This window comes from Buttiauxella gaviniae ATCC 51604 (genome assembly GCF_001654835.1).
Lineage (GTDB): Bacteria > Pseudomonadota > Gammaproteobacteria > Enterobacterales > Enterobacteriaceae > Buttiauxella > Buttiauxella gaviniae.
The window spans coordinates 40,406-66,771 of the sequence record NZ_LXEP01000015.1 but is presented as its reverse complement, the minus strand read 5'-3'; the positions used below and the strand labels follow the sequence as shown (position 1 = coordinate 66,771).

Annotated in this window: 24 protein-coding genes and 1 other RNA gene; 17 read left to right on the top strand and 8 right to left on the bottom strand. The window is 51.2% G+C overall.

Features of this window, described 5'->3' with window-relative positions:
• Nucleotides 1–6 precede the first annotated feature (6 nt).
• From pflB to M977_RS07410, 4 genes are all read left to right on the top strand, one after another.
• Complete coding sequence (gene pflB, locus M977_RS07425) at nt 7–2,301, top strand: formate C-acetyltransferase (protein ID WP_064513644.1); 2,295 nt, start codon at nt 7–9, stop codon at nt 2,299–2,301.
• Between the two features lie 158 nt (nt 2,302–2,459).
• Nucleotides 2,460–3,314: a small-conductance mechanosensitive channel MscS gene (gene mscS / locus M977_RS07420; RefSeq protein ID WP_064513642.1), complete on the top strand. Its 855-nt coding sequence runs from the start codon at nt 2,460–2,462 to the stop codon at nt 3,312–3,314.
• Between the two features lie 140 nt (nt 3,315–3,454).
• Nucleotides 3,455–4,093, top strand: coding sequence for an arginine exporter ArgO (gene argO / locus M977_RS07415; protein ID WP_064513640.1), 639 nt, complete (start codon nt 3,455–3,457; stop codon nt 4,091–4,093).
• A gap of 229 nt (nt 4,094–4,322) precedes the next feature.
• Nucleotides 4,323–5,057, top strand: a complete 735-nt coding sequence (locus M977_RS07410) for an oxidative stress defense protein (protein WP_064513638.1) — start codon at nt 4,323–4,325, stop codon at nt 5,055–5,057.
• Nucleotides 5,058–5,171: 114 nt separating this feature from the next.
• On the opposite strand, the gene argP is transcribed toward M977_RS07410, so the two are convergent.
• Nucleotides 5,172–6,071, bottom strand: a complete 900-nt coding sequence (argP, locus tag M977_RS07405) for a DNA-binding transcriptional regulator ArgP (RefSeq protein WP_064513636.1) — start codon at nt 6,069–6,071, stop codon at nt 5,172–5,174.
• Between the two features lie 168 nt (nt 6,072–6,239).
• On the opposite strand from argP, the gene rpiA reads away from it, so the two are divergent.
• The 3 genes from rpiA to M977_RS07390 all read left to right on the top strand — a co-directional run bounded on the left by rpiA (nt 6,240) and on the right by M977_RS07390 (nt 9,146).
• Nucleotides 6,240–6,899, top strand: a complete 660-nt coding sequence (gene rpiA / locus M977_RS07400) for a ribose-5-phosphate isomerase RpiA (protein WP_064513634.1) — start codon at nt 6,240–6,242, stop codon at nt 6,897–6,899.
• 280 nt (nt 6,900–7,179) lie between these two features.
• Nucleotides 7,180–8,418: a phosphoglycerate dehydrogenase gene (serA, locus tag M977_RS07395; RefSeq protein WP_064513632.1), complete on the top strand. Its 1,239-nt coding sequence runs from the start codon at nt 7,180–7,182 to the stop codon at nt 8,416–8,418.
• 116 nt (nt 8,419–8,534) lie between these two features.
• Nucleotides 8,535–9,146, top strand: coding sequence for a DUF2238 domain-containing protein (locus M977_RS07390; protein WP_064513630.1), 612 nt, complete (start codon nt 8,535–8,537; stop codon nt 9,144–9,146).
• 2 nt (nt 9,147–9,148) lie between these two features.
• Here M977_RS07390 and M977_RS07385 read toward each other — a convergent pair whose 3' ends face one another.
• The 3 genes from M977_RS07385 to zapA form a co-directional block, all read right to left on the bottom strand.
• A complete protein-coding gene (locus M977_RS07385; protein WP_064513628.1) occupies nt 9,149–9,745 on the bottom strand; it encodes a 5-formyltetrahydrofolate cyclo-ligase in 597 nt (198 codons plus the stop codon).
• Between the two features lie 26 nt (nt 9,746–9,771).
• Nucleotides 9,772–9,955: non-coding RNA, 6S RNA (ssrS, locus tag M977_RS07380), on the bottom strand.
• 41 nt (nt 9,956–9,996) lie between these two features.
• The gene (zapA, locus tag M977_RS07375; protein ID WP_034457736.1) at nt 9,997–10,326 is read right to left on the bottom strand and encodes a cell division protein ZapA; all 330 of its coding nucleotides are present in this window, start codon (nt 10,324–10,326) and stop codon (nt 9,997–9,999) included.
• 168 nt (nt 10,327–10,494) lie between these two features.
• On the opposite strand from zapA, the gene M977_RS07370 reads away from it, so the two are divergent.
• The 8 genes from M977_RS07370 (at nt 10,495) to M977_RS07335 (ending at nt 20,763) form a co-directional block, all read left to right on the top strand.
• Nucleotides 10,495–11,073 carry a YecA/YgfB family protein gene (locus M977_RS07370; RefSeq protein WP_134184585.1) on the top strand — a complete coding sequence of 193 codons (579 nt, stop codon included), beginning with the start codon at nt 10,495–10,497 and terminating at the stop codon, nt 11,071–11,073.
• Nucleotides 11,074–11,097: 24 nt separating this feature from the next.
• Nucleotides 11,098–12,414: a Xaa-Pro aminopeptidase gene (pepP, locus tag M977_RS07365; RefSeq protein WP_064513624.1), complete on the top strand. Its 1,317-nt coding sequence runs from the start codon at nt 11,098–11,100 to the stop codon at nt 12,412–12,414.
• Nucleotides 12,411–13,589 carry a 2-octaprenyl-6-methoxyphenyl hydroxylase gene (gene ubiH, locus M977_RS07360; protein ID WP_064513622.1) on the top strand — a complete coding sequence of 393 codons (1,179 nt, stop codon included), beginning with the start codon at nt 12,411–12,413 and terminating at the stop codon, nt 13,587–13,589. The genes pepP and ubiH overlap by 4 nt, the downstream gene beginning before the upstream one ends.
• Before the next feature lie 24 nt (nt 13,590–13,613).
• On the top strand, nt 13,614–14,816 hold the full coding sequence (gene ubiI / locus M977_RS07355) for an FAD-dependent 2-octaprenylphenol hydroxylase (RefSeq protein ID WP_064513620.1): 1,203 nt from the start codon (nt 13,614–13,616) through the stop codon (nt 14,814–14,816).
• A 524-nt stretch (nt 14,817–15,340) separates the two neighbouring features.
• Nucleotides 15,341–16,438, top strand: coding sequence for a glycine cleavage system aminomethyltransferase GcvT (gene gcvT / locus M977_RS07350; RefSeq protein WP_064514197.1), 1,098 nt, complete (start codon nt 15,341–15,343; stop codon nt 16,436–16,438).
• A 22-nt stretch (nt 16,439–16,460) separates the two neighbouring features.
• Nucleotides 16,461–16,850 (top strand): glycine cleavage system protein GcvH, encoded by a 390-nt coding sequence (gene gcvH, locus M977_RS07345; RefSeq protein ID WP_064513618.1) that lies wholly within the window; start codon nt 16,461–16,463, stop codon nt 16,848–16,850.
• A gap of 225 nt (nt 16,851–17,075) precedes the next feature.
• Nucleotides 17,076–19,949: an aminomethyl-transferring glycine dehydrogenase gene (gene gcvP, locus M977_RS07340; RefSeq protein WP_064513616.1), complete on the top strand. Its 2,874-nt coding sequence runs from the start codon at nt 17,076–17,078 to the stop codon at nt 19,947–19,949.
• A gap of 70 nt (nt 19,950–20,019) precedes the next feature.
• Nucleotides 20,020–20,763, top strand: a complete 744-nt coding sequence (locus M977_RS07335) for an SDR family oxidoreductase (protein WP_064513614.1) — start codon at nt 20,020–20,022, stop codon at nt 20,761–20,763.
• Between the two features lie 51 nt (nt 20,764–20,814).
• Here the strand turns inward: M977_RS07335 and M977_RS07330 are convergent, their stop codons facing one another.
• The 3 genes from M977_RS07330 to M977_RS07320 all read right to left on the bottom strand — a co-directional run bounded on the left by M977_RS07330 (nt 20,815) and on the right by M977_RS07320 (nt 22,598).
• Nucleotides 20,815–21,090, bottom strand: a complete 276-nt coding sequence (locus M977_RS07330) for a pentapeptide MXKDX repeat protein (RefSeq protein ID WP_064513612.1) — start codon at nt 21,088–21,090, stop codon at nt 20,815–20,817.
• A 98-nt stretch (nt 21,091–21,188) separates the two neighbouring features.
• Nucleotides 21,189–21,977 (bottom strand): molybdopterin-dependent oxidoreductase, encoded by a 789-nt coding sequence (locus M977_RS07325; RefSeq protein WP_064513610.1) that lies wholly within the window; start codon nt 21,975–21,977, stop codon nt 21,189–21,191.
• 9 nt (nt 21,978–21,986) lie between these two features.
• The gene (locus M977_RS07320) at nt 21,987–22,598 is read right to left on the bottom strand and encodes a cytochrome b/b6 domain-containing protein (RefSeq protein ID WP_064513608.1); all 612 of its coding nucleotides are present in this window, start codon (nt 22,596–22,598) and stop codon (nt 21,987–21,989) included.
• Nucleotides 22,599–22,738: 140 nt separating this feature from the next.
• Between M977_RS07320 and M977_RS07315 the strand changes: the two genes are divergently transcribed.
• On the top strand, nt 22,739–23,452 hold the full coding sequence (locus tag M977_RS07315) for a response regulator transcription factor (RefSeq protein ID WP_064513606.1): 714 nt from the start codon (nt 22,739–22,741) through the stop codon (nt 23,450–23,452).
• A 3-nt stretch (nt 23,453–23,455) separates the two neighbouring features.
• Nucleotides 23,456–24,922: a sensor histidine kinase gene (locus M977_RS07310; protein WP_064513604.1), complete on the top strand. Its 1,467-nt coding sequence runs from the start codon at nt 23,456–23,458 to the stop codon at nt 24,920–24,922.
• 43 nt (nt 24,923–24,965) lie between these two features.
• Here the strand turns inward: M977_RS07310 and M977_RS07305 are convergent, their stop codons facing one another.
• Nucleotides 24,966–26,357 (bottom strand): cytochrome-c peroxidase, encoded by a 1,392-nt coding sequence (locus tag M977_RS07305; RefSeq protein WP_064513602.1) that lies wholly within the window; start codon nt 26,355–26,357, stop codon nt 24,966–24,968.
• Between the last annotated feature and the right edge of the window lie 9 nt (nt 26,358–26,366).

The window sequence follows — 26,366 nt, the reverse complement described above, 5'->3', positions numbered from 1 at the left end:
GAAGTAATGAAAGTAGATGTTGATATTACCAACGATAATTATTCCCATGCCTGGCAGCAATTCTCGGGCGTAGAATGGAAAGCGACAATTAATGTTCGGGATTTTATCCAGCACAACTATACCCCGTATGAAGGTGATGAATCATTCTTAGCAGGCGCAACTCCAGCGACCACTGCGTTGTGGGAAAAGGTCATGGACGGCATTCGTATTGAGAATGCCACCCACGCGCCAGTCGATTTCGACACTAATATTGCCACTACGATTACCGCGCATGCACCGGGTTATATCGTCAAAGAGCATGAAAAAATTGTCGGTTTGCAAACCGATAAACCGCTAAAGCGCGCCTTACACCCTTATGGTGGCGTTAATATGATCAAAAGCTCTTTTGAAGCTTATGGTCGTGAAATGGACCCGGATTTTGAATATCAGTTCACCTCGCTACGTAAGACGCATAACCAGGGCGTATTTGATGTTTACTCACCGGATATTTTGCGCTGCCGTAAATCAGGTGTGTTGACTGGCTTGCCAGATGGCTACGGGCGTGGCCGCATTATTGGCGACTACCGCCGTGTTGCGCTTTACGGGATTGCATACCTGGTGCGCGAGCGTGAATTGCAGTTTGCCGATCTGCAAAACCAGCTTGAGCGTGGTGAAAATCTTGAAGCGGTAATTCGCTTGCGTGAAGAGTTGTCTGAACATCGCCGTGCACTGCTGCAAATTCAGGAGATGGCGGCAAAATACGGTTTTGATATTTCGCGCCCGGCAAGCAATGCGCAAGAAGCGTTGCAATGGCTCTATTTTGCCTACCTTGCTGCGGTGAAATCTCAGAATGGTGGGGCGATGTCACTGGGCCGCACCACCACGTTTATCGACATTTATATCGAGCGCGATATAAAAGCTGGGCTGCTGACAGAGCAGCAAGCACAAGAGCTGGTCGATCACTTCATTATGAAAATCCGCATGGTGCGTTTCCTGCGTACACCGGAATTTGACACGCTATTCTCCGGCGATCCTATTTGGGCGACCGAAGTCATCGGTGGAATGGGGCTTGATGGTCGCACGCTGGTCACCAAAAATGCGTATCGTTATCTCAACACGCTTTACACCATGGGGCCTGCACCAGAGCCGAACCTGACGATTCTGTGGTCGGAAGCGCTGCCGAAACCTTTCAAAGTTTATGCGGCGAAAGTTTCCATCGAAACGTCATCTCTGCAATATGAAAATGATGACCTGATGCGCTGTGATTTCGACAGCGATGACTATGCGATTGCGTGCTGCGTCAGTCCGATGGTGATTGGCAAGCAGATGCAGTTCTTTGGTGCACGAGCCAACCTCGCTAAAACGCTGCTGTATTGCATCAACGGTGGCATGGACGAAAAACTCAAAATCCAGGTCGGCCCGAAAATGCCAATGCTGCTCGATGAGGTATTGGATTACGACAAGGTAATGGGCAGCCTCGACCACTTTATGGACTGGCTGGCAACGCAATACATCACCGCGCTCAATCTTATTCACTACATGCACGACAAATACAGCTACGAAGCCTCGTTAATGGCTCTGCATGACCGGGATGTCTATCGCACCATGGCATGTGGTATTGCCGGATTGTCGGTGGCAGTGGATTCGCTTTCTGCGATTAAGTACGCCACGGTGAAACCGGTGCGCGACCAAAACGGGCTGGCGGTTGATTTCGTCATTGAAGGTGACTACCCGCAATACGGTAATAATGATGATCGTGTTGATGCCATTGCCTGCGATCTGGTTGAGCGCTTTATGAAGAAGATCCAGGCGCTGCCAACTTATCGCAATGCGGTGCCGACTCAGTCGATCCTGACGATCACCTCAAACGTGGTGTATGGGCAAAAAACCGGTAACACGCCAGATGGTCGCCGTGCCGGTATGCCATTTGCACCAGGGGCGAACCCAATGCACGGGAGGGATCGGAAAGGTGCAGTGGCTTCATTAACGTCGGTCGCTAAACTGCCGTTCAGTTACGCTAAAGATGGTATCTCTTATACCTTCTCGATTGTTCCTGCGGCATTAGGGCGTGATGACGCCGTGCGCCAGTTAAACCTGGTGGGATTGCTGGATGGTTATTTCCATCACGATGTGCGAACTGAAGGCGGGCAGCATCTGAATGTAAACGTCATGAACAGGGAAATGCTACTTGATGCCGTTGAACACCCGGAAAACTACCCGACGCTGACCATTCGCGTTTCCGGCTATGCGGTGCGTTTTAATGCTCTGACGCGTGAGCAGCAGCAAGATGTCATTTCGCGCACCTTTACCCACTCGATCTAATGCCTTTGAGCATTAATTCGCTTCCCTGAAACCCGCGCGCGCGGGTTTTTTTCGGCCAAATTTGTGAGCAACTTGGCATATTCGGTTGTTTTGTTTACCCTTTAAAGTCTCTGTTGTGCTTTTCAGGCGCAAATTTCAGTAAAGACAAGGAACCGTGAATGGAAGATCTCAACGTAGTAGACAGTATTAATAATGCTGGAGGCTGGCTGGTGCGCAACCAGGCGTTACTGCTGAGCTATGCGGTCAACATTGTGGCGGCGATTGCGATAATCATCGTCGGGATGATCGTGGCTCGCGTGGTTTCCAATACGATTAACCGTGTGATGTTGGCGCGTGGTATTGATGCGACGGTAGCTGATTTCCTTTCCGCTCTGGTGCGTTACGGCATCATCGCATTTACGTTAATTGCCGCGCTGGGGCGTGTTGGCGTTCAGACTGCGTCCGTTATCGCAGTCCTCGGTGCCGCAGGTTTAGCCATTGGTCTGGCGTTGCAAGGTTCGCTTTCTAACCTGGCGGCAGGCGTGTTGCTGGTCACTTTCCGCCCATTCCGCGCGGGTGAATATGTTGATCTTGGCGGTATTGCGGGCTCCGTGCTGAACGTGCAGATTTTCTCCACCACTTTGCGCACTGTGGACGGGAAAATCGTTGTGGTGCCTAACGGTAAAATCATCGCCGGCAATATTATTAACTTCTCCCGCGAACCGGTGCGCCGCAACGAATTTATCATCAGCGTGGCGTACGATTCGGATATCGACAAGGTTAAGCAAATCCTGACAGATATCATCAACAGCGATGAGCGCGTGCTGAAAGACCGCGACATCACCGTGCGCCTCAATGAGCTTGGGCCGTCAGCCATTAACTTTGTGGTGCGTGCCTGGAGCAACAGCGGCGACCTCCAAAACGTCTATTGGGATGTGCTGGAACGCGTTAAGCGTGAGTTTGATGCGCAGGGAATCAGCTTCCCTTATCCGCAAATGGATGTGAATTTCAAACGAGTGAAAGAAGCTGCGTAAGCGTGATTTTCTGGGGCCAGTTACGGCTGGCCTATTCTTCATTAGCAATACTTATAAACCATTAAAATTATCCATTTCCTCTAATAATTATTCCCCATTAAACTCATCTTTAATTGCTAAACATTAAAGAGTGAATCATCGTGTTATCTTACTTTTTTCAAGGTCTTACATTAGGCGCTGCGTTAATCTTGCCGCTCGGCCCACAAAATGCGTTTGTGATGAACCAGGGTATTCGCCGCCAGTATCATTTGATGATCGCCTCGCTTTGCGCCTTAAGCGATGTGCTGCTGATTTGCGGTGGGGTTTTTGGAGGTAGTGCGCTTTTGATGAAGTCACCATGGCTGCTGGCGATCGTGACGTGGGGCGGTGTAGCATTTTTGTTGTGGTACGGCTGGGGCGCATTGCGTACCGCGATGAGTAGTAGCGTAGCACTGGCTTCAGCAGAAGTGATGAAGCAGGGGCGCTGGAAAATTATCGCCACTGTGCTGGCGGTAACCTGGCTTAATCCGCATGTTTATCTGGATACTTTTGTTGTACTGGGGAGTCTCGGTGGGCAACTGGCTGATGAACCGAAGCGCTGGTTTGCATTAGGTACCGTGAGTGCGTCTATCCTATGGTTTTATGGTCTGGCTCTTCTCGCAGCCTGGCTTGCGCCACGTCTGCGCACCGCGAAAGCTCAGCGGATTATCAATGGCGTAGTGGGCGTGGTGATGTGGGTTATCGCGTTGCAACTTGCGTCAGATGGGGTTCGCCATATTGCTTCACTCATGGCTAATTAGCCATCACCCGTCATACTTCAAGTTGCATGTGCGTTGGCTTTCCTCGCTCACCCCAGTCACTTACTTGAGTAAGCTCCTGGGGATTCACTGCGTCGCCGCCTGCCTGCAACTCGAATTATTTTGGGTGTAAATCCGATAGACAAGTCACCATTCCAGGCTAAGCTTGCTGCCAGACGTCCGTGTATTTTGCGGGTGTAATGACAGTGGAATGTAGCATGGAGGAATTACAGTGAAGTTTAAAACCCTGGCATTAGCCGCTTTAGTGGGATTAGGTTCGGTTCCGGCGTTGGCCGACGAGTTGCCAAATGGCCCACATGTTGTGACATCCGGCACCGCTAGCGTGGATGCTGTTCCTGACATTGCTAAGCTCGCAATCGAAGTCAATGTATCAGCCAAAGATGCTGCATCAGCTAAAAAACAAGCTGACGATCGTGTTGCACAATACCTGACATTCTTGCAGCAAAGTGGCATCGAGAAGAAAGACATCAATGCTGCCAATCTTCGTACTCAACCAGAATATGAATATCTGAAGGATGGTAAAACGCAGCTTAAAGGCTACATTGCCGTGCGTCAGGTGGATGTCACGCTGCGTAAACTCGACAAAATGAACGAGTTGCTTGATGGCGCATTAAAAGCAGGTCTTAACGAAATTCGTTCTGTTTCTCTGGGTGTTGCGAACCCGGAATCATACAAAGACAAAGCGCGTAAAGCCGCTATCGACGATGCCGTTCGCCAGGCTAAACTGCTGGCCGAAGGCTTTAGCAGCAAGTTGGGCCCAGTTTATAGCGTGCGTTACCATGTCTCTAACTACCAGCCAGCGCCGATGGTGCGGATGATGAAAGCTGACGCGGCTGCGCCGGTTTCAGCCCAGGATACCTACGACCAGCAAACTATTCAGTTTGATGACCAGGTTGATGTGGTGTTTGAGCTGGAACGCGCTAAGAGCGAGCAGTCTGCACAATAAATGGTGAATGGCGCTTGCGCTTATCCACCCTATAAAACTGCAAAAATGTAGGTCGGATAAGCGTTATCGTCATCCGACAAAACAAGAAGGCCGCTAAATATTAGCGGCCTTCTTCTATTCTGCGTCCTGTCGTAGAACTTTATGCCCGTATTCCAGCAGTGCGTCGGTAACGTTGCGCATCATGCGGCTTTCCGGTGCAAAACGGTGCCAGTACAGCATACGGCGTTGCATCAGGCCTGGCGTCAGGTCAATCAGCTCACCGCTATTAATCTCTCTTTCGATTTGCAGATGCGGAATCATGCAGCATGTGGTGCCCTGGCGAGCCAGTTGCACAAAGGCTTCTGACGAGTTAACGATATGGCACGGTACGCTGCCCGGTGACAAATCGAAGTTTTGCTGCAAGAACGCCTGGTGCATATCGTCGAGATGGTCAAACGCGACAGCAGGGGCTTTTAGCAGGGCAGAACGCGTGACGCCGTTCGGGAAATAGCGCGCGGCAAAATCTTTTGAACCGACAAACAAATAATCCAACGCACCCAGTCTGTCGACCAGACAGCTTGGCAGCGGCTGTGGCTGAATGGACACCGCACCGACTACTTCACCACGACGCAGGCGTTCTTGTGTTCGGGTTTCATCTTCCACCTGAAGATTCAGGCGGATAGGGGAGTCGGCAAGCACAGGCGCGAGCGCTGGCAGCAACCAGGTTGCCAGACTGTCGGCGTTGACCGCAAGAGACAGCAGTAGTGGTGTGGAACCAGTTTGTTCATCGCCCAACCACTCTTCTTCAAGCAATTCCACCTGGCGCAATAACGCCAATAGCTTTTGTCCTTGTTCGGTTGGACGAGGAGGCACGGTGCGCACTAACAATGGCTGGCCGAACATATTTTCCAGTTGCTTGATACGTTGTGAAACGGCTGATTGAGTGATGCAGAGCTTTTGTGCCGCACGCTCAAAACCACGTTCACGAATAACTGCATCCAGCGCCTGTAGTGTTCTATAGTCCGGGCGTTTCATTGTTGTTAGCTGACTCCTGTTTTTGTTATCCCAGCACTATGACATAAATTTGCACTCGATCCAGACCAAAACCACAAAGATCGGATGAGTTCAGCCATTCACGGGGACAATCTCATGGCGCTTGCACTATAATGCGCGTCAGTTTTCATAGCACACAGGCAAAAAACCATGACGCAGGATGAACTGAAAAAAGCAGTCGGCTGGGCAGCATTACAATACGTGCAACCAGGCACGATCGTTGGTGTGGGTACCGGCTCAACGGCCGCACACTTTATTGATGCTCTCGGGACTATCAAACATCAGATTGATGGTGCTGTTTCAAGCTCCGACGCTTCCACCGCCAAACTGAAAAGCCTTGGTATAACTGTTTTTGATCTTAACGAAGTTGACTCACTGGGCATCTACGTTGATGGCGCAGATGAGATCAACGGCCAGATGCAAATGATCAAAGGCGGTGGCGCCGCTCTGACCCGCGAAAAAATCATCGCGTCTGTGGCGGAAAAGTTTATCTGTATCGCTGATACGTCTAAGCAGGTGGGTATACTCGGTAATTTCCCGCTGCCAGTTGAAGTGATTCCAATGGCGCGTAGTTGTGTGGCTCGCCAACTGGTCAAACTGGGCGGCCGCCCTGAATACCGCCAGGGTGTGGTGACCGATAACGGCAACATCATTCTTGATGTTTATGGCCTGAGCATTGCCGAGCCAATCGCACTTGAAAATGCGATTAACGGCATCCCTGGTGTCGTGACGGTTGGCCTCTTTGCTAACCGTGGTGCGGATGTGGCTTTGATTGGTACTGCCGATGGCGTGAAAACCATTGTGAAATGATATGACCGGGGCGCAGTAGCGCCCCTTAAAATGAATAAAAAATGACAAAATAATCTAACGCTAAATTTGGTGACATATGTCACATTATTAACAACTGTCTACTTTTCATTCCTGGTTATCTTCCCTGATTAGCATTTTCTGCTGCCCTATACGCCTTATTCCTTTTCTGACGAGATGCCTGCGCAATCGTTTATATTGCCCCGCCCGTAATTTTTGATATTTTGGCAGAAGGGTGTCTTATCACACAGCACAACATCAGTTCTAAAAATAGGGTCGGGAAATGGCAAAAGTATCACTGGATAAAGACAAGATTAAATTCCTGCTGGTGGAAGGCGTACACCAGAAAGCCGTGGATAACCTTCGCGCAGCAGGCTATACCAACATCGAATACCATAAAGGCGCGCTGGACAGCGAAGCCCTGAAAGAGTCGATCCGTGATGCGCATTTCATTGGTCTGCGTTCCCGCACTAACTTAACTGAAGATGTTCTGGCTGCTGCTGAAAAGCTGGTGGCGGTGGGTTGTTTCTGCATCGGTACTAACCAGGTTGACCTGAATGCTGCGGCTAAACGCGGCGTGCCAGTGTTTAATGCTCCGTTCTCCAACACGCGTTCTGTTGCTGAACTGGTTATTGGCCAACTGTTGCTGCTGATTCGTGGTGTGCCAGAAGCTAATGCTAAAGCACATCGTGGTGTGTGGAATAAAGTGGCTGTGGGTTCTTATGAAGCGCGCGGCAAGAAACTCGGCATCATTGGTTACGGCCATATCGGGACTCAGTTGGGTATTTTGGCTGAAGCGCTTGGCATGAACGTCTTCTTCTACGATATCGAAAACAAACTGCCGTTAGGCAATGCCACTCAGGTGCAGCACTTGTCTGATTTGCTCAATATGAGCGACGTAGTCAGCCTGCATGTGCCTGAAAACGCCTCCACCAAAAATATGATTGGTGCCAATGAACTGGCATTAATGAAGCCAGGCGCGCTGCTTATCAATGACGCACGTGGCACTGTGGTGGATATTCCTGCCCTGTGTGATGCTTTAGCACGTAAGCATCTGTCTGGCGCGGCAATCGATGTGTTCCCAACTGAGCCTGCGACGAACAGCGATCCGTTTAACTCACCACTGTGTGAATTTGATAACGTGATCCTGACTCCGCACATCGGCGGTTCTACTCAGGAGGCGCAGGAAAACATCGGTCTGGAAGTGGCTGGCAAGCTGGCGAAATACTCTGACAACGGTTCCACATTGTCTGCTGTGAACTTCCCTGAGGTTTCCCTGCCATTGCACGGTGGAAGCACCAGCCGTTTACTGCACATTCACGAAAACCGCCCGGGGATTTTGACCGCGCTTAACCAGATTTTTGCCGACCAGGGCATCAACATCGCCGCTCAGTACCTGCAAACAACGCCGCAAATGGGTTATGTGGTTATTGATGTGGACGCTGAAGAAGATGTTGCTGAAGCTGCACTGAAATCTATGAAGGCGATTCCAGGCACTATTCGCGCCCGTCTGCTTTACTAATCTCAAATCTACGGGAGCCTGCATGGGCTCCTGTTTTTTCTTAAAGTCCTTTTCCTAAGTTGTTTTTTTAGCCTGTCCCACTGATAGTTACGCTTTTAGCCAGGCGGCGAAACAACATGACCAGTACATTCTTAAAATCCGGTGCCTTTATACTGCTGTTGATTCTCATCTATACGGGCCTTAGCACCGCAGACAGGCTTACCTGGCTGATGGAAGTCACGCCGGTCATTATTCTCGTCCCTCTGCTTTTAGCGACTCACGCTCGCTACCCGCTGACTCCGCTTCTGTATACGCTGATTTTCTTCCACGCCATTATTTTGATGGTCGGCGGTTTGTATACATACGCGAAAGTACCCATTGGCTTTGATGTGCAGGAATGGTTCGGCCTGAGCCGCAACCCGTATGACAAACTCGGCCATTTCTTCCAGGGACTGGTTCCGGCTCTAGCTGCACGGGAAATCCTGATTCGTGGTGGCTATGTCCGTGGGCGTAAAATGGTCGCGTTTCTGGTCTGCTGCGTAGCGCTCGCCATCAGTGCATTGTATGAACTCATTGAATGGGCGGCGGCGTTGTCATTAGGGCAGGGTGCAGATGAGTTTTTGGGTACGCAGGGCGATGTCTGGGACACGCAATCAGATATGTTTTGTGCGCTTCTCGGTGCGTTGTTTACGGTTTTGATACTGCAATACTGGCACACAAAGCAGTTACTGAAACTGCGTGTAGCCTGAGTTTACCACTGCCAGATACACGATGGCGTGACCACCGCAGGCAGCGGGATATCCCACTCTTGCGCAGGTAACGCCGGAACGTGCTGGCAATCGTGTGCCAGCCCAACCGGCCACAAGCCATGGTGCTGCCAGTTCTGCAACGTACGGTCGTAAAAGCCGCCACCCATTCCCAGCCTCTGCCCTTGTTCGTCGAACGCGACCAGCGGCGTAATCAGCACATCCAGTTTATCTAGCGGCAGCACGTCACGCACATTAAGTTTAGGCTCAAGGATTTTCAGACGATTCATCACCAGATGGCTATCCTCGGCATAACGCAGGAACAGCAAATTGCCTTTACTAAAGGGATGCAGGACGGGCAGGTAAACGGTTTTTCCCGCGAGCCATAAGGCGCGTATCAGTGGCGTGGTATCCAGCTCACCGTCAAACGACAAAAACACCGCGACCGTCGCAGCTTTCGCAATGGGCTCATAAGCAAGCATGCGCACAGCGGCAAGTTCAGCAAAATGGTGTTGTTCAGTTGGCGTGAGTGCACGGCGTCGTTGCCGAATGTGTTGTCGGATTTCTGAGCGAAGCGATGGGATTAGCTGAATTTTCGTCATGGTGATGACTAATTTGGTAGAAAGAGGGAATCTCCGAGATGCCGCCGCAGGCTGTAACCCTTGAACCCTTGGTTCAAGGTGAGTGCAGCGTCAGAATCATCAGGCTTCTCGGACGGACCGAGCATGCTCACAGAATCTGGATCACCACACTCTTGTGGTATGAAATATCGGCTCAGGGGACTGGCCCGCATGCAAACATCTCAGAGAAATTTGGTCTTCAAAGTCACTCTACCATAGGTAACTGTGAAGTGTTATTCAAAATTTGGACCCTGTCTTTCTGTTATGCGACCTTGCTCAAGCAACGCTTGTTCGATGGTCTGCTGTAACATCCGAATACGTTCTTCCATATTGGAAGCGTAGTCGCGGGTTTTCGATTTTTCCTGAGCCAGTTCGTAGCAAATGTTCAGTGCTGCGATGAAAACTAACTGCTCAGTATTTGTGACTCTAGTGCGAACTTTTAAATCTTGCAACCGCTGATTAAGCTCTTCGGCTGCAAGATTCAGTGCATCCTGTTGTTCAGGCGGACAATTCACGCGCAATGAACGACCGAAAATTTGGATATCGACTGGTTGTGCAGACATGCCACCTTCCTGCTGTTAACTCGCCTGCCTCTCGCTAACCTGTGCCAGGCTACGAAAGGGGCGTCACTATAGCTATCCCGAAATGAAGATACAAGCCCTTTTCTGGTGCCTTGGGGTCCCTGGTGGTAGCATAACATGAACTATCCCTGCCAACGATGGCGAATGCGCATGTCTATACAGAACACTATGCCTGACTACGACTTAGTCGGCCAACTATTGAACCAACAAGGTGTGGGCCTGACGGCCTCTGAAATGCACGGCTTGATTAGCGGTATGCTGTGCGGTGGCAACAAAGATACCAGCTGGCAGCCACAGCTACACGACCTGACAAACGAAGGGCTGGCCTTTGGTCAAAACCTTGCCGACACATTGCGCCAGATGCACGGTGCAACGAGCGATTCGCTGGAAGATGACGGTTTCCTGTTCCAGCTTTACCTGCCCGATGGCGACGACGTTACCGTATTCCAGCGTGCCGACGAACTGGCGGGTTGGGTAAACCACTTCCTGCTGGGCCTTGGCGTAACGCAGCCTAAGCTCGATAAAGTCACCGGCGAAACCGGGGAAGCTATCGACGATCTGCGCAACATTGCGCAATTGGGCTACGACGAGGATGAAGATCAAGAAGAGTTGGAAATGTCACTCGAAGAGATTATCGAGTATGTGCGCGTTGCGGCATTGTTGTGCCACGACACCTTCACGCGCCAGGTTCCGACCGCGCCAGAAGTGCAAAAACCCACTCTGCATTAATCATTATTAGCTTCAGGAGGTGTGATGAATCAGCACGAATTTCTCCGGCGCCGTCAGGCGTTGTTAGCCAAAATGGTACCGGCAAGCGCCGCGCTCATCTTTGCCGCTCCCGAGGTAACACGCAGTGCCGACAGTGAGTACCCGTATCGCCAGAATAGCGATTTCTGGTACTTCACGGGTTTCAATGAACCGGAAGCGGTATTGGTGCTGATTAAAAGCGACGAAACCCATAATCACAGCGTGCTGTTCAATCGCCTGCGCGATAAAACCGCAGAAATTTGGTTTGGGCGTCGCCTTGGCCAGGAAGCGGCACCCGAGAAACTGGGCGTTGACCGTGCGCTGGCATTTTCCGAAATTGATGAGCAACTGCAGCAGTTGCTCAATGGTCTCGATGTTGTCTATCACGCGCAGGGCGAACACGCTTACGCTGACACCATCGTTTTTGCCGCCCTTGATATACTGCGCCGTGGCTCGCGCCAGAATCTTGCCGCCCCCGCGACATTGACCGACTGGCGTCCGTGGGTTCACGAGCAGCGCCTGTTTAAGTCGGAAGAAGAGATAGTCGCCATGCGCCGCGCCGGGGAAATCACGGCACTCGGGCACACCCGTGCGATGGAAAAATGCCGTCCGGGGATGTTTGAATACCAGCTCGAAGGCGAAATTCTTCACGAATTTAACCGCCACGGTGCGCGCTTCCCGTCTTACAACACCATTGTTGGCAGCGGCGAAAACGGCTGCATTTTGCATTACACCGAAAATGAAAGCCAAATGCGTGATGGCGATTTGGTGCTGATCGACGCCGGTTGCGAATACAAAGGTTATGCCGGTGACATTACCCGCACCTTCCCGGTGAACGGTAAATTTAGCGCACCTCAACGGGCGATTTACGACATCGTTCTTGAGTCACTGGAAACCGCTCTCCAGCTCTACCGCCCGGGCACCTCAATGCAAGAAGTCACCACGCAGGTGGTACGCATTATGGTTAACGGCCTGGTCAACCTTGGGATTCTCAAAGGCGATGTTGACCAGCTGATTACTGATAACGCCCATCGTCCATTCTTTATGCATGGCCTGAGCCATTGGCTGGGACTGGATGTGCATGACGTCGGTCATTACGGTAAAGACCGCTCACGCTTGCTTGAACCTGGCATGGTGATTACCGTTGAACCTGGTTTGTATATTGCGCCAGATGCCGATGTGCCCGCTGAGTACCGTGGTATCGGTATTCGTATCGAAGACGATATTCTCATCACCGCTGACGGTAACGAAAACCTGACGGCAAGCGTGGTGAAATCGGCGGATGACATTGAAGCGTTAATGGCGGCGGCACGGCACTCATGAGCGTGATTATTGTCGGTGGCGGTATGGCGGGTGCGACGCTCGCGCTAGCTATATCGCATTTGACCCACGGAAAGTTGCCGGTTCATCTGATTGAAGCGGCAGCACCTAACTGTGCGGCGCATCCTGGTTTTGATGCGCGAGCCATCGCCATTGCGCAAGGGACGTGCCAGCAATTAACACGCATCGGGGTGTGGCCTGCCATTCAGGACTGCGCGACGGCGATTACAACTGTTCATGTCAGCGATCGCGGGCATGCCGGTTTTGTTACGCTGGAAGCGCAGGATTATCAGATTCCTGCACTGGGGCAAGTGGTCGAACTGCATGATGTTGGGCTGCGGTTATTTGCGTTGTTACGCAAAGCGCCTGGCGTGACGTTGCATTGCCCGCAGCGTGTCGCGTCCTTTACTCGTGAAACCGATAAAGTGAGCGTTAAGCTCGATAATGGCGAATGCATTGAAGGCCAATTGTTGGTGGCTGCAGATGGTTCTCGCTCCCAGCTTGGTGCGCAGTGTGGCATGACCTGGCAGCAGCAGGCTTATCAGCAAGTGGCGGTTATTGCCAACATCACCACATCGCAGCCCCATAATGGTCGTGCTTTTGAGCGTTTTACCGAGCATGGGCCGCTGGCAATGTTACCGATGTCTGATGGGCGCTGTTCGCTGGTCTGGTGCCATCCTCTGGCGGCTCAGGCTGGCATTGCGCAGTGGGATGACGAGCGGTTCTGCAATGAACTGCAACGCGCATTTGGCTGGCGGCTTGGGCGCATCACCCATGCAGGTGCGCGTGCGCAATATCCTCTGGTATTAACCACGGCCACGCAGTCGGTTTCTCACCGTGTTGTGCTGGTGGGCAATGCTGCGCAAACGCTGCATCCGATTGCCGGGCAGGGCTTTAACCTGGGTTTGCGCGATGTGATGTCGCTGGCTGAAAACCTGGCGGTGGCACATGAAGCATCTCAGGATATTGGCGGCTATGGCGTTTTGGCTGAATATCAGCAGCGCCGCCATGAAGACAAAATTGCCACCATTGGTGTGACCGATGGCCTGGTGCAGCTGTTTGCTAACCATTGGGCTCCGCTTGTCGTGGGGCGCAATCTCGGGCTGATGGCGATGGAACATTTTACTCCGGCACGTGATTTGCTGGCTATGCGTACCCTCGGTTTGGTTGCACGTTAAAACAGGTTTTTAAGGAGAGTCAATTTGCAAAGCGTTGATGTGGCGATTGTTGGTGGTGGCATGGTTGGACTGGCGGTTGCCTGTGGTCTGCAAGGCAGTGGCTTGCGTGTTGCGGTGCTGGAGAACCATCTCCCACAGCCGCTGGTACCTGAATCTGCACCCGCTTTGCGCGTTTCGGCCATCAATGCCGCCAGCGAAAAACTGCTGACTCACCTTGGCGCCTGGCCGAAAATTATTTCCCAGCGTGCCAGTTGCTATCACGGCATGGAAGTGTGGGATCAAGACAGCTTCGGGCATATCGCGTTTGATGATAAATCCTTTGGTTTCAGCCATCTTGGCCACATTATCGAAAATGCGGTGATTCACCATGCATTGTGGCAACGCGCCGAACAGTGCAGTGATATCACTTTGATGTCCCCGGTTGAATTGCAGCAAGTTGCCTGGGGCGAAAACGAAGCATTCATTACCCTTAAAGATGGTGCCATGCTGACCGCACGGCTGGTCGTCGGGGCTGATGGTGCCAACTCCTGGCTGCGCAACCAGGCCGATATCCCGCTCACTTTTTGGGATTATAAACACCATGCGCTGGTGGCAACTATTCGCACCGCTGAACCCCATCAAGCGGTGGCTCGCCAGGTGTTTCATGGCGACGGGATCCTGGCTTTCTTGCCATTAAGCGACCCGCATTTGTGCTCCATTGTCTGGTCATTACCGCCGCTTGAAGCAGAGCGTTTGCAGCAGGCGACAGCCGAAGAATTTAACCAGGCGCTCAGCGTGGCCTTCAATATGCGCCTGGGTTTGTGCAGCGTTGCAAGTGAGCGTCAGGTTTTCCCGCTGACTGGCCGCTATGCCCGCAATTTTGCCGCCCACCGTCTGGCATTGGTTGGCGATGCGGCACACACTATCCATCCGCTTGCCGGACAGGGCGTGAACCTGGGCTTTATGGACGCCGCTGAACTGATTGATGAAGTGCGTCGTCTGCATCGCCAGGGCAAAGACATCGGGCAGCATATGTATTTACGCCGCTACGAGCGCAGCCGTAAGCACAGTGCGGCAATGATGCTTGCTAGCATGCAGGGCTTCCGTGATTTGTTTGCCGGAAGCAATCCGGCGAAGAAACTGCTGCGCGATATTGGCCTGAAACTGGCCGATACCCTTCCAGGCGTGAAACCGCAATTAGTTCGTCAGGCGATGGGTCTACACGATCTTCCAGACTGGTTAAGATAAATGTTCGTCATACTTCAAGCTGCAACGGCGTTGTCTGCACTCAGTTACCCCAGTCACTTACTTTAGTAAGCTTCCGGGGATAGCCAAGTTGGCCGCCTTGCTGCAGCTCGAATTATTTAGAGCATTCGGTGTGATAACGATCACCTTCTCTCATTTGAAAAATTCTAATCTCACCTGTTATTTCGGATTACTTTTTCTCATCCCACGTTTTTGGCGTTGTAGTGAATTTGTTTCTGAAATGGTCGTAAATGTTAGCTAACGCTAAATTCTGACTTAAACACTTCTTATTTATGCGTAGCGTCTCGCATTTTTCCAGTCGAATACTCTGCATGCTGCGCCTTCTATTTTGGTCATAAGCTAATGCTATAACGGTTTTAGCCTTATGGTTTACTCCCCCATTCAGTGGTAACTTCAGACAAAAGGTAACGTTTGCGTCGCCCTCGGGATCGAAGGCGGTGCTGGGTTTCGTCTGAAGAAAAGAAAAGCGAAATGCGCTTTTCAACCAGATGGTTAAAGAGGAAAAAATGACTCAAAAGACCCCTTTGTTTGAACAGCACAATCTCTGCGGTGCGCGCATGGTGGACTTCCACGGCTGGATGATGCCATTGCATTATGGCTCGCAGATTGATGAGCACCATGCAGTGCGCAACGATGCCGGTATGTTTGATGTCTCCCACATGACCATCGTTGACCTGAAAGGCAGCCGTACCCGCGAATTCTTGCGTTATCTCGTCGCCAATGACGTAGCCAAACTCACCCAACCGGGTAAAGCCCTCTACACCGCCATGCTTAATGCCTCCGGCGGTGTTATCGATGACCTGATTATCTATTTCCAGACCGAAGACTTCTTCCGCCTGGTGGTGAACTCTGCCACCCGTGAAAAAGATTTGGCCTGGATTAACCAACACGCCGAACCGTTCTCTGTCTCCGTTACCGTGCGTGATGACTTGTCGCTGATTGCCGTACAAGGCCCAAACGCTCAGGCAAAAGCCGCGCAGCTGTTTACCGAAGAGCAACGCCAAGCGGTTGCTGGTATGAAGCCATTCTTCGGTGTTCAAGCGGGTGATCTGTTTATTGCGACCACCGGTTATACCGGTGAAGCGGGCTACGAAATTGCGATGCCAAACGAAAAAGCTGCCGAATTTTGGGCGCAGCTGGTCGAGATTGGCGTGAAACCTTGCGGGCTTGGCGCGCGTGACACGCTGCGTCTGGAATCCGGTATGAACCTGTATAGCCAGGAAATGGACGAGAGTGTTTCTCCACTGGCTGCCAATATGGGTTGGACTATCGCCTGGCAACCGGAAGACCGTGATTTTATTGGTCGTGAAGCCCTGGAGAGCCAGCGTGAGAAAGGCACCGATCAGCTCGTGGGTTTGATCATGACCGAGAAAGGCGTATTACGTAATGAGCTGCCTGTTCGCTTTACTGATGAATTAGGCAACATCTGCGAAGGCGTCATCACCAGCGGGACCTTCTCGCCGACGTTAGGTTACAGCATTGCGCTGGCGCGTGTTCCGGCAGGTATCGGCGAAACCGCCATTGTGCAAATCCGTAACCGTGAAATGCCCGTTAAAGTGACGAAACCTATTTTTGTTCGCGGCGGTAAAGCTGTCGCGCAGTGAATTTGAAATCAGGAGAAAAACAATGAGCAATGTTCCTAACGAATTGAAATACAGCAAAGAACACGAATGGCTGCGTAAAGAAGCTGATGGTACTTACACCGTTGGTATCACTGAACACGCGCAAGAGCTGCTGGGCGATATGGTGTTTGTCGACCTGCCAGAAGTGGGCGCAACAGTGAGCACCGGTGATGATTGCGCCGTTGCCGAATCTGTCAAAGCGGCTTCTGATATTTACGCGCCAATCAGCGGTGAAATCATCGCTGTAAACGATGCACTCAGCGATGCGCCCGAGCTTATCAACAGCGAGCCATACGCGGCAGGTTGGATCTTTAAGATCAAAGCCAGCGACGAGTCCGAACTGGACGGTTTGCTGGATGCGACTGCGTACGAAGCGCTGCTAGAAGACGAGTAAATTCCCTTCATCCTTCGTGTTGCTGGGGTGTTGGCGTAGCTCAAACACCCCAGTCACGTACTTATGTACGCTCCTGGGGATGTTTTCACTTGCCGCCTGGCAGCAACACAAATGATTTTGGGAATCGGAATTATTCGGGTGAGCTGTACCAGCCCGGTTTTGTAGGGTGGATAAACGTAGTGCCATCCACCGCTAAAGCCCCACATGTTTCAGGAATCACCGCTCATGACCCAGTCTTTACGTCAGCTTGAAAATCACGAAGCGTTTATCGACCGTCACATTGGACCAGACGCACAGCAGCAACACGAAATGCTGGAGGCGGTGGGCGCTCGTTCGTTAAACGAGCTGATTGCTTCAATCGTTCCGGCTGATATCCAGCTTGCCGAGCCACCACAGGTGGGTGAGGCTGCAACCGAATTCGCGGCCCTGGCTGAATTAAAGACCATTGCCAGCCGCAACAAACGTTTTAAAACGTATATCGGCATGGGCTACACCGCGGTGCAAACTCCCCCGGTGATTCTACGTAACATGCTGGAAAATCCAGGCTGGTATACCGCGTACACGCCGTATCAGCCTGAAGTATCACAAGGCCGTCTTGAAGCACTGCTTAACTTCCAGCAAGTGACGCTGGACCTGACGGGTCTTGATATCGCCTCTGCTTCTTTGCTGGATGAAGCCACCGCCGCAGCCGAAGCCATGGCTATGGCTAAGCGCGTTAGCAAACTGAAAAACGCCAATCGCTTCTTTGTTGCCGCTGACGTACACCCGCAAACGCTGGATGTGGTGCGCACCCGTGCTGAAACCTTTGGCTTTGACGTGATTGTTGACGACGCTGCGAAAGTGCTGGATCACCAGGACGTGTTCGGTGTGCTGCTGCAACAAGTGGGTACTACTGGCGAAGTGCATGATTACAGCGCTTTGATTGTTGAGCTGAAACAACGCAAAGTCATCGTGAGTGTTGCCGCTGACTTTATGACGCTGGTTCTGCTGACTGCGCCTGGCAAACAAGGTGCCGACATCGTGTTTGGTTCCGCACAGCGTTTCGGTGTACCAATGGGCTACGGCGGCCCACATGCTGCATTCTTTGCAGCACGAGACGAATTCAAACGTTCTATGCCAGGTCGCATTATCGGCGTTTCCCGCGATGCGGCAGGCCGCACTGCGCTGCGCATGGCGATGCAAACTCGCGAGCAACATATCCGCCGCGAGAAAGCCAACTCCAACATTTGCACGTCTCAGGTTCTGCTGGCGAACATCGCGAGCCTGTATGCGGTGTTCCACGGCCCGGCTGGCCTGAAACGCATTGCTGGACGCATCCACCGCCTGGCCGATATTCTGGCGGCTGGTTTGCAACAAAAAGGCCTCGTGCTGCGCCATAAACACTGGTTCGATACCCTGTGTGTAGAAGTGGCCGATAAAGGCGCGATTCTGGCGCGTGCTGAAGCTAATGAAATCAACCTGCGTAGCGACATTCTCAATGCAGTTGGCATCACGCTTGATGAAGCTACCACTCGTGAAGATGTGCAGGCGTTGTTCACTGTATTGCTGGGTGACAACCACGGCCTGGATATCGACAAATTAGACCAAAACGTAGCGGGCGATAGCCTGTCGATCCCAACGGGTATGCTGCGTACTGACGAATTCCTGACGCATCCGGTGTTTAATCGCTATCACAGCGAAACCGAAATGATGCGTTATATGCATTCGCTTGAGCGCAAAGATCTGGCGCTCAACCAGGCGATGATCCCGCTAGGTTCGTGCACCATGAAGCTGAATGCTGCCGCTGAGATGATCCCAATTACCTGGCCTGAATTCTCAGAATTGCATCCGTTCTGCCCGGCAAACCAGGCAGAAGGTTATCACCAGATGATTTCCCAGCTGTCTGACTGGCTGGTGAAACTGACCGGTTACGACGCGCTTTGCATGCAGCCAAACTCAGGTGCGCAGGGCGAATATGCGGGCCTGCTGGCGATTCGTCGCTACCACGAAAGCCGCAATGAAGGCAGCCGTAATCTGTGCCTGATCCCAAGCTCTGCGCACGGGACTAACCCGGCGTCAGCGCAAATGGCGGGCATGGAAGTGGTGGTGGTGGCCTGTGATAAACAAGGCAACATCGATCTGCACGATCTGCGTCTGAAAGCAGAACAAGCGGGCGATGCGCTGTCTTGTATCATGGTCACTTACCCATCCACCCACGGCGTGTATGAAGAGACTATCCGCGAAGTGTGCCAGATCGTTCATCAGTTTGGCGGCCAGGTTTACCTGGATGGCGCAAACATGAACGCACAGGTGGGGATTACTTCTCCGGGATATATCGGCGCGGATGTTTCGCACCTTAACCTGCACAAAACCTTCTGCATTCCACACGGTGGTGGCGGCCCAGGTATGGGTCCAATTGGCGTGAAAGCGCACCTGGCTCCGTTCGTACCAGGCCACAGCGTGGTGCAAATTGAAGAGATGTTGACCCAGCAGGGTGCGGTTTCCGCAGCGCCGTTTGGTAGCGCATCAATTTTGCCAATCAGCTGGATGTACATCCGCATGATGGGTGCGCAGGGGCTGAAGAAGGCCAGTCAGGTCGCCATTCTGAATGCGAACTATATTGCGACTCGCCTGAAATCGGCATTCCCGATTCTGTACACCGGGCGCAGCGGCCATGTGGCGCATGAATGTATTCTCGACATTCGCCCACTGAAAGAAGAGACCGGCATTAGTGAGCTGGATATTGCCAAGCGCCTGATTGATTTCGGCTTCCATGCACCGACTATGTCGTTCCCGGTTGCGGGTACGCTGATGGTTGAGCCAACGGAATCTGAAAGCAAACTGGAACTGGATCGTTTTATCGATGCGATGCTGACAATCCGCACTGAAATCGACCGTGTTGCGCGTGGTGAATGGCCGCTGGAAGATAACCCGCTGGTTAACGCGCCGCACACGCAGGACGAAATTGTTGCTGACTGGACGCATGCATATACCCGCGAACTGGCGGTGTTCCCGGTAGGCCATAGCAATAAATATTGGCCAACTGTGAAACGTCTGGATGATGTATATGGCGACCGCAATCTGTTCTGTTCTTGTGTGCCAATGAGTGAATATCAGTAACATTTATCACGCGATACACTCTTAAGGGCGCTTCGGTGCCCTTTGTTTTATCTGTAGATCAGGAGGCAAAATGGGCGTGGTTTTGGTGACGGGCGCAAGTCGTGGCATAGGTAGGGCGACCGCTATCCTGTTGGCACAGGCTGGCTACAAAGTTGTGATTAATTATCAGCAAAGCAAACAAGCAGCTGATGAAGTGGTAAGTATTATTCGTGCGCACAGCGGCAAGGCACTTGCCATCAAAGCGGATATTGCCGATGAACTGCAAGTGATGGCGATGTTCGCCGAAATCGACAATGCTTTTGGGCCAGTGACCGCGCTGGTCAACAACGCCGGCATTTTGTTCCAGCAATCTACCATTGAAGAACTGACCGCTGAACGTATCAATCGGGTGCTGGCGACCAACGTCACTGGCTATTTCCTCTGTTGCCGGGAGGCCGTAAAACGCATGGCGTTTCGCCACGGTGGAAAGGGGGGCGCGATTGTTAATGTTTCGTCTGCCGCGGCACGTTTAGGTGCTCCGGGTGAGTACGTTGATTATGCGGCGTCGAAAGGTGCGGTAGACACATTAACCACCGGGCTTTCTGTGGAGGTTGCAGCGCAGGGTATTCGTGTAAATGGCGTACGGCCAGGTTTTATCTATACCGAAATGCATGCTTCTGGTGGTGAACCCGGTAGAGTCGATCGCGTAAAAGATCTCTTGCCGATGAAACGTGGTGGCCAGCCAGAAGAGGTCGCACAGGCCATCGCCTGGTTGCTTAGCGATAACGCCTCTTACGTAACGGGAAGTTTCCTGGATTTAGCGGGCGGCAAATAGGATCAATGGCAGTCACCTGAATGCTTCGGTGAGCTGCCATTATTCGGGTTATTACTTTTTACCCATCTCGTCTTTAGCCATATTATCTTTAGACATTTTGTCTTTGGACATATGATCCTTAGACATACCGTCTTTTGACATATGGTCTTTTGACATATGGTCTTTCGACATGCAGTCTTTTTTCATACTGTCTTTAGAGCAGTCATGGGACATTTTCCCCATGTTATCTTTGGCCATATTATCTTTAGCCATATTATCGGCAGCATTTGCAGCCGTTACGCCAAAGAATAATGCTGAGCACATCAGGGCAGTGTAGAGCTTTTTCATTTTTTATATCCTCGTCGTTTAATTAACTACTTAGGTTTGTGAAATTAGAGTAATTCGTGTGGCAGTCAACGTATCTGCCGCTTGAATTATGAAGGGTATTAACTTCCGCCGAACCAGTTATATCCCTGATCCTCCCAATAACCTCCGGGATAACGATTGGTGACTTCCATAATTAAAATATGCTTTGGGTTTTTATAACCTAACTTGGTTGGCATTCTTAATTTCATGGGGAAACCATATTTACGCGGCAATATTTCACCGTCGTAAGTCAATGCAATAATGGTTTGTGGGTGCAGCGCTGTCGCCATATCAATACTGGTGTAGTAATCGTCAGCGCATTTGAAGCTTACATAACGCGCATTTAAATCGGCACCAATGCTTTTCAGAAACAGCGAGAATGGCACACCTCCCCACTTGCCAATGGCGCTCCAGCCTTCAACGCAGATATGGCGTGTCACCTGACTGACCTGAGCCATCTGGTGCAGTTGGGCGAGTGTCCACGGGCGTTTATCAGCCACTAAACCGGTGACTTCCAGGCGGTATGCGTCGCCATTAACCACAGGTGCTTCCTCTTCACTGTAAAAAGCATTGAAGGGGAATGGCCGTGTCATCATGCTTTCTGGATAAACCGGAGCCAAGTCATTGGCATTAAATAACCAGCCCTGCACCCGATCATTAAAACGTGATATACGGCTTAATGTGTTTTCTACCGATTGATTATCACTAATATCGCAACCGGTTAGCATCATCAAACCACCCAGCGTTAAGCCTTTTTTTAAAAAACGGCGGCGGCCTTCCGATGATAACTGCTTATTAATTTCTTGTGTGGCATTGTGAATAATGACCGCTTTATCCGAGTCAGAGAAAAGCTTATTTTTATTGTTCATCTTTTTCCCTTATCGTCCGCGTAGCATGGCGAGTAAAGTTTTTGGCACCAGCGCCACCATAATCAGGTGAATGACGACAAACCCCACCATTCCAGACATGGCATAAAAATGAATAAAACGCGCGTTGTCATAACCACCCAATAATTCGCGTAATAGTGGAAACTGCACTGATTTCCACACCACCAGACCTGAACAAACTAGAATGATCCCGTCGAACATCACGAACAGATACGCCAGTTTTTGTACGGTGTTGTAGTGGTTGAGATCCGCATGGGCCAACTTCCCACGTAGAGCAGCAAGAAAGTCCTTTATCAACTCGCGTGGCGACAGCGGCCAAAATTTGCGTTTCAGGCGTCCGCTAAAAATATTAATCAGCAGATAAGCCCCGCCATTTATGCCAAACAGCCACATTCCTGCAAAATGCCACTGCAACGCACCGCCTAACCACCCACCGAGGGTTAACTCGCCTGGAAAAGTAAAATTAAAAAGTGGTGAGGCGTTATAAATTCGCCATCCGCTTGCCACCATGACAAGCATCGCCAGTGCATTCAGCCAGTGGCAAATCCTCAACCACATCGGATGTACGATAATGGGTTTAACCTGAAACGTTGGAGTATCCATCGTTTTATTTCCGGTTATTGCGTTGAAATAAGTGTGGCCTAAATCTGTTCGCCAAAGTCTCACGAAAAGTTAAATTAAATGTGATAACTCCACGCCCGTTTGTTGTATAGACTTCTTGTAATAGAGGCATAAAAGGCGAAGTGATGAAGCCCAAAAAGTTATTAATCGTCGAGGATGACGAAAATATTGCTGAACTTCTGCAACTCCATTTGCGGGAAGAAGGCTATGAGATTGTCCATGCAGCAGACGGCACTCTGGGGCTAGAACTACTGAAACAGGGCGGTTGGGATGCGCTGATTTTGGATCTCATGCTGCCTGGTGTTGATGGCCTGGAAATATGCCGCCACGCTCGCACCATGACGCGTTATACGCCGATTGTGATGATAAGCGCGCGATCCAGTGAAACACACCGGGTTTTAGGGTTGGAACTTGGCGCCGATGATTACCTGGCAAAGCCATTTTCGATGCTGGAACTTGTCGCACGCGTTAAAGCGCTTTTCCGCCGCCAGGAAGCGATGAGCCAGAACCTGATGCAGGATGCAGGAACACTGACTTTTGACCGACTTACGATTGACCCGCTGGCGCGAGATGTGCGCCTCAGAGAACAACCTGTTGAATTGACGCCGCGCGAGTTTGACTTGCTGTGGTTTTTTGCCAAACACCCTGGCAAAGTTTTCTCCCGGCTGAATTTGCTCAACCAGGTTTGGGGCTATCAACACGAAGGTTATGAACATACGGTAAACACGCACATCAATCGGCTACGCATCAAGATTGAAGATAACCCCGCAGAGCCTGAATTCATTCTGACTGTGTGGGGAAAAGGGTACAAATTCATCGCACCGCGACACGAGTAAACCATGCGAAAACTCACTCTTTCACAGCGCCTGACTCTGGTTTTTGCGTTGTTGCTCATCACCTCTTGCTCCCTGCTGGGGTGGTTGCAAATTCGCACCAGCACGCAGTATAGCCAGGCGGTCATTCAACAGCTTTCCGGCTCACTGGCTGAACACATCAACCAGAGCTACCCGCTGCTTGGGCAAGATGGCCTGAATAATGATTCTGTGCGCACGCTGTTTGATCATCTCATGACGGTAAACCCAAGCGTTGAAGTTTATCTGTTGGATGAGAAAGGCAATATCATTGGTGATGCCGCGCCACCGGATCATATTAAACGCCATCAAGTCGATCTGGATCCGATCCAGTCAGCACTTAACGATCGGCAGTATCCGATCTACGGTGACGATCCGCGCAGTATTGATGGTAAGAAAGTGTTTAGCGTGGCACCGATGCGGCAAAACGGGCAGGTAAAAGGCTATCTGTATGTCATTTTGCTCGGTGAAAATTACAATGCGCTCGCCAGTGACGCGCAGTCGAATACGCTATTTAAAGTGGTTCTGCTTTCCATCAGCCTGGTTGCGTTATTGGGGTTGATTGTTGGGGGGCTGGCATTTCGCTGGATTACCCGGCCACTGCGCTCGCTTTCACGCCAGGTTAATGCGCTGGAAACCGGCGGAATGGCAGAAATGCAGGCTATGGCCGCGCTGCCTTCCGAAAAAATACAGAGCAATGATGAAATTAGCCTGTTACGCCAGGGGGTTATCATGATGGCGCGGCGGATTTCGGAACAATGGCACCGCCTTTCGCAGCAAGACCAGTTGCGTCGTGAGTTTATCGCCAATATTTCTCATGACCTGCGCACTCCGTTAACCTCACTTCACGGTTATCTGGAAAGTTTATCGGTTATGTCTGCAACACTTTCAGAAGCCGAGAAAAAACGGTATCTGGAAATCGCTTTAGCGCAGAGCCAGAAAGTACGGACTCTTGCACAATCATTGTTTGAGCTGGCGCGTCTGGAATATGGCGTGGTGAAGCCGCAGAAAGAGCATTTCTGCCTGAGTGAACTGTTGCAGGATGTCTTCCAGAAATTCGAACTCATGACGCAAACTCGTCAGCTGCAACTGGTGGCCGATATTCAACCTGGTTTGCCGTTAATTGATGCGGATTTGGGGATGATTGAGCGGGTGCTGACTAACTTGCTCGACAATGCGATTCGCCACACTCCAGAGCAGGGAATTGTCGCGGTACGTTTGTGGAAAGAGGGCGAAAAAGTGATGGTGCAGATTAGCGATAGCGGACCTGGCATCCCACAGGAACTGAAAGAGGGATTGTTTGTGCGCCCGTCGATTGTTAATCAGTCACACGTCAGAGTCGGTGGATTAGGGCTGATGATTGTTCGCCAGATGCTGCAGCTACACGGTAGCGATATTGCGCTGGTGGAAAGACCAGAAACGGGTGCCTGCTTCCGCTTCGCCTTGCCTGTCTAAAAAAAGACCGCTTGCCCATGCAGGCAAGCGGTAACTGGCTGGTTTAGTTGAGCGGATAAGGGGTATATACACCGTTCAGTGTGTTCAGGAATGCCACAATGTCATCAACATCTTTCTGCGGCAATGTGGTTCCAACCTGGTACTTCAACATCTCTTTAACTGCTTCATCAAGCGTGTTGACATCCCCCCTGTGGAAGTAGGGTGCGGTGAGTGCAACATTACGCAGCGTCGGTACTTTCTGACGCAGACGGTCACGTACTTCGTTGGTGACATTCATGCGTCCGATATCGGCACTGGTGACTTCACCAAAGCTAAAATCTTTTTTCAGCCCAAGGGGTTCAAACGAGCGGCCACCCAGAATTTTCCCGCTGTGGCAGGTAGCGCATTTGTTGTCTTTGAAAAGCTGATAGCCATGCTTTTGCTGTGCGGTCAGTGCCTTATCATCACCTCTTAAATACAAATCGAAAGGGGCATTCGGTGTGATAAGGGTTTTCTCAAACTCTGCAATTGCATCGGTTATTGTGGCACCGGTTAAGCCCTGCGGATATACGGCGGTAAAATCGCGGAGCAGGATTGGATCCTGGTTGAGTTTGCCTGTGATTTCACCCCAGGATTTTGAGGCCATTTCAATTGGGTTCAGCGGCGGGCCACCAGCCTGTGCTTGAAGATCTGGCGCGCGCCCGTCCCAGAATTGCTCAATATTGAACACTGAGTTAAACACGGTTGGTGCATTAATCGGGCCGATAGCACCTTCTACGCCCTGCGAGGTTTTACGTCCGTCTACACCGCCAGCACCAAGCTGGTGGCAATGTGCGCATGAAATAGTGTTGTCGCCAGAAAGGCGAGGATCGTGATAAAGCCGCATCCCCAGAGCCACTTTTTGCGCATCAACAGGAAGGGATTCAGGGATAGGCTGAACAGGTTCATTACGGCGATTTTCAGCCATATCAGGCGTCGCGTAGTAATTCAGACGCTGGTGTTTAACCCACTCAAGCAGCGTACTCCGCTCTGCTTCATCCATCTCTCCTGCCCAATGAAGTGCAATGTATCGCGTGGGCGGCATGGTTTGATGCTCCATAACCCACTCTATTTTGGTGATATCGCTTTGTGGCGCGGCGGTATTGTTATTCAGACTTTCCCGGATTTGGGTCAGATTAAAGGATTTATAGCCGAGCTGGATGTCGTACTCCATTAGCTGTTTGGCTATTGGGAAGGAAGCATAAAAGGGCAGTTTTGCAGAAGGGGTATGGCAGTAATCACACCCTTTTTCCTGAAGAATATTCAGAACTTTAGTATTAAGTACCGAAGGCTCCTTTTGCGCGAACGAAGCATCAATACGCTGTTTATCATGATAGTGCACATAGCCGACCAGCCCGAGATAACACGCAGCGCCACTCACGAAAGCTATCCCCAATAGTTTTGTTATTTTTTTCATTGATTTTCC

Coding starts and splice junctions, on each gene's coding strand:
- gcvP (WP_064513616.1), top strand. CDS start 17,076: ATGACCCAGTCTTTACGTCAGCTTGAAAATCACGAAGCGTTTATCGAC.
- argP (WP_064513636.1), bottom strand. CDS start 6,071: ATGAAACGCCCGGACTATAGAACACTACAGGCGCTGGATGCAGTTATT.
- ubiH (WP_064513622.1), top strand. CDS start 12,411: ATGAGCGTGATTATTGTCGGTGGCGGTATGGCGGGTGCGACGCTCGCG.
- M977_RS07325 (WP_064513610.1), bottom strand. CDS start 21,977: ATGAACAATAAAAATAAGCTTTTCTCTGACTCGGATAAAGCGGTCATT.
- pepP (WP_064513624.1), top strand. CDS start 11,098: ATGAATCAGCACGAATTTCTCCGGCGCCGTCAGGCGTTGTTAGCCAAA.
- M977_RS07310 (WP_064513604.1), top strand. CDS start 23,456: ATGCGAAAACTCACTCTTTCACAGCGCCTGACTCTGGTTTTTGCGTTG.
- M977_RS07305 (WP_064513602.1), bottom strand. CDS start 26,357: ATGAAAAAAATAACAAAACTATTGGGGATAGCTTTCGTGAGTGGCGCT.
- serA (WP_064513632.1), top strand. CDS start 7,180: ATGGCAAAAGTATCACTGGATAAAGACAAGATTAAATTCCTGCTGGTG.
- M977_RS07335 (WP_064513614.1), top strand. CDS start 20,020: ATGGGCGTGGTTTTGGTGACGGGCGCAAGTCGTGGCATAGGTAGGGCG.
- pflB (WP_064513644.1), top strand. CDS start 7: ATGAAAGTAGATGTTGATATTACCAACGATAATTATTCCCATGCCTGG.
- M977_RS07390 (WP_064513630.1), top strand. CDS start 8,535: ATGACCAGTACATTCTTAAAATCCGGTGCCTTTATACTGCTGTTGATT.
- mscS (WP_064513642.1), top strand. CDS start 2,460: ATGGAAGATCTCAACGTAGTAGACAGTATTAATAATGCTGGAGGCTGG.
- M977_RS07320 (WP_064513608.1), bottom strand. CDS start 22,598: ATGGATACTCCAACGTTTCAGGTTAAACCCATTATCGTACATCCGATG.
- rpiA (WP_064513634.1), top strand. CDS start 6,240: ATGACGCAGGATGAACTGAAAAAAGCAGTCGGCTGGGCAGCATTACAA.
- zapA (WP_034457736.1), bottom strand. CDS start 10,326: ATGTCTGCACAACCAGTCGATATCCAAATTTTCGGTCGTTCATTGCGC.
- gcvT (WP_064514197.1), top strand. CDS start 15,341: ATGACTCAAAAGACCCCTTTGTTTGAACAGCACAATCTCTGCGGTGCG.
- M977_RS07385 (WP_064513628.1), bottom strand. CDS start 9,745: ATGACGAAAATTCAGCTAATCCCATCGCTTCGCTCAGAAATCCGACAA.
- M977_RS07330 (WP_064513612.1), bottom strand. CDS start 21,090: ATGAAAAAGCTCTACACTGCCCTGATGTGCTCAGCATTATTCTTTGGC.
- gcvH (WP_064513618.1), top strand. CDS start 16,461: ATGAGCAATGTTCCTAACGAATTGAAATACAGCAAAGAACACGAATGG.
- M977_RS07370 (WP_134184585.1), top strand. CDS start 10,495: ATGTCTATACAGAACACTATGCCTGACTACGACTTAGTCGGCCAACTA.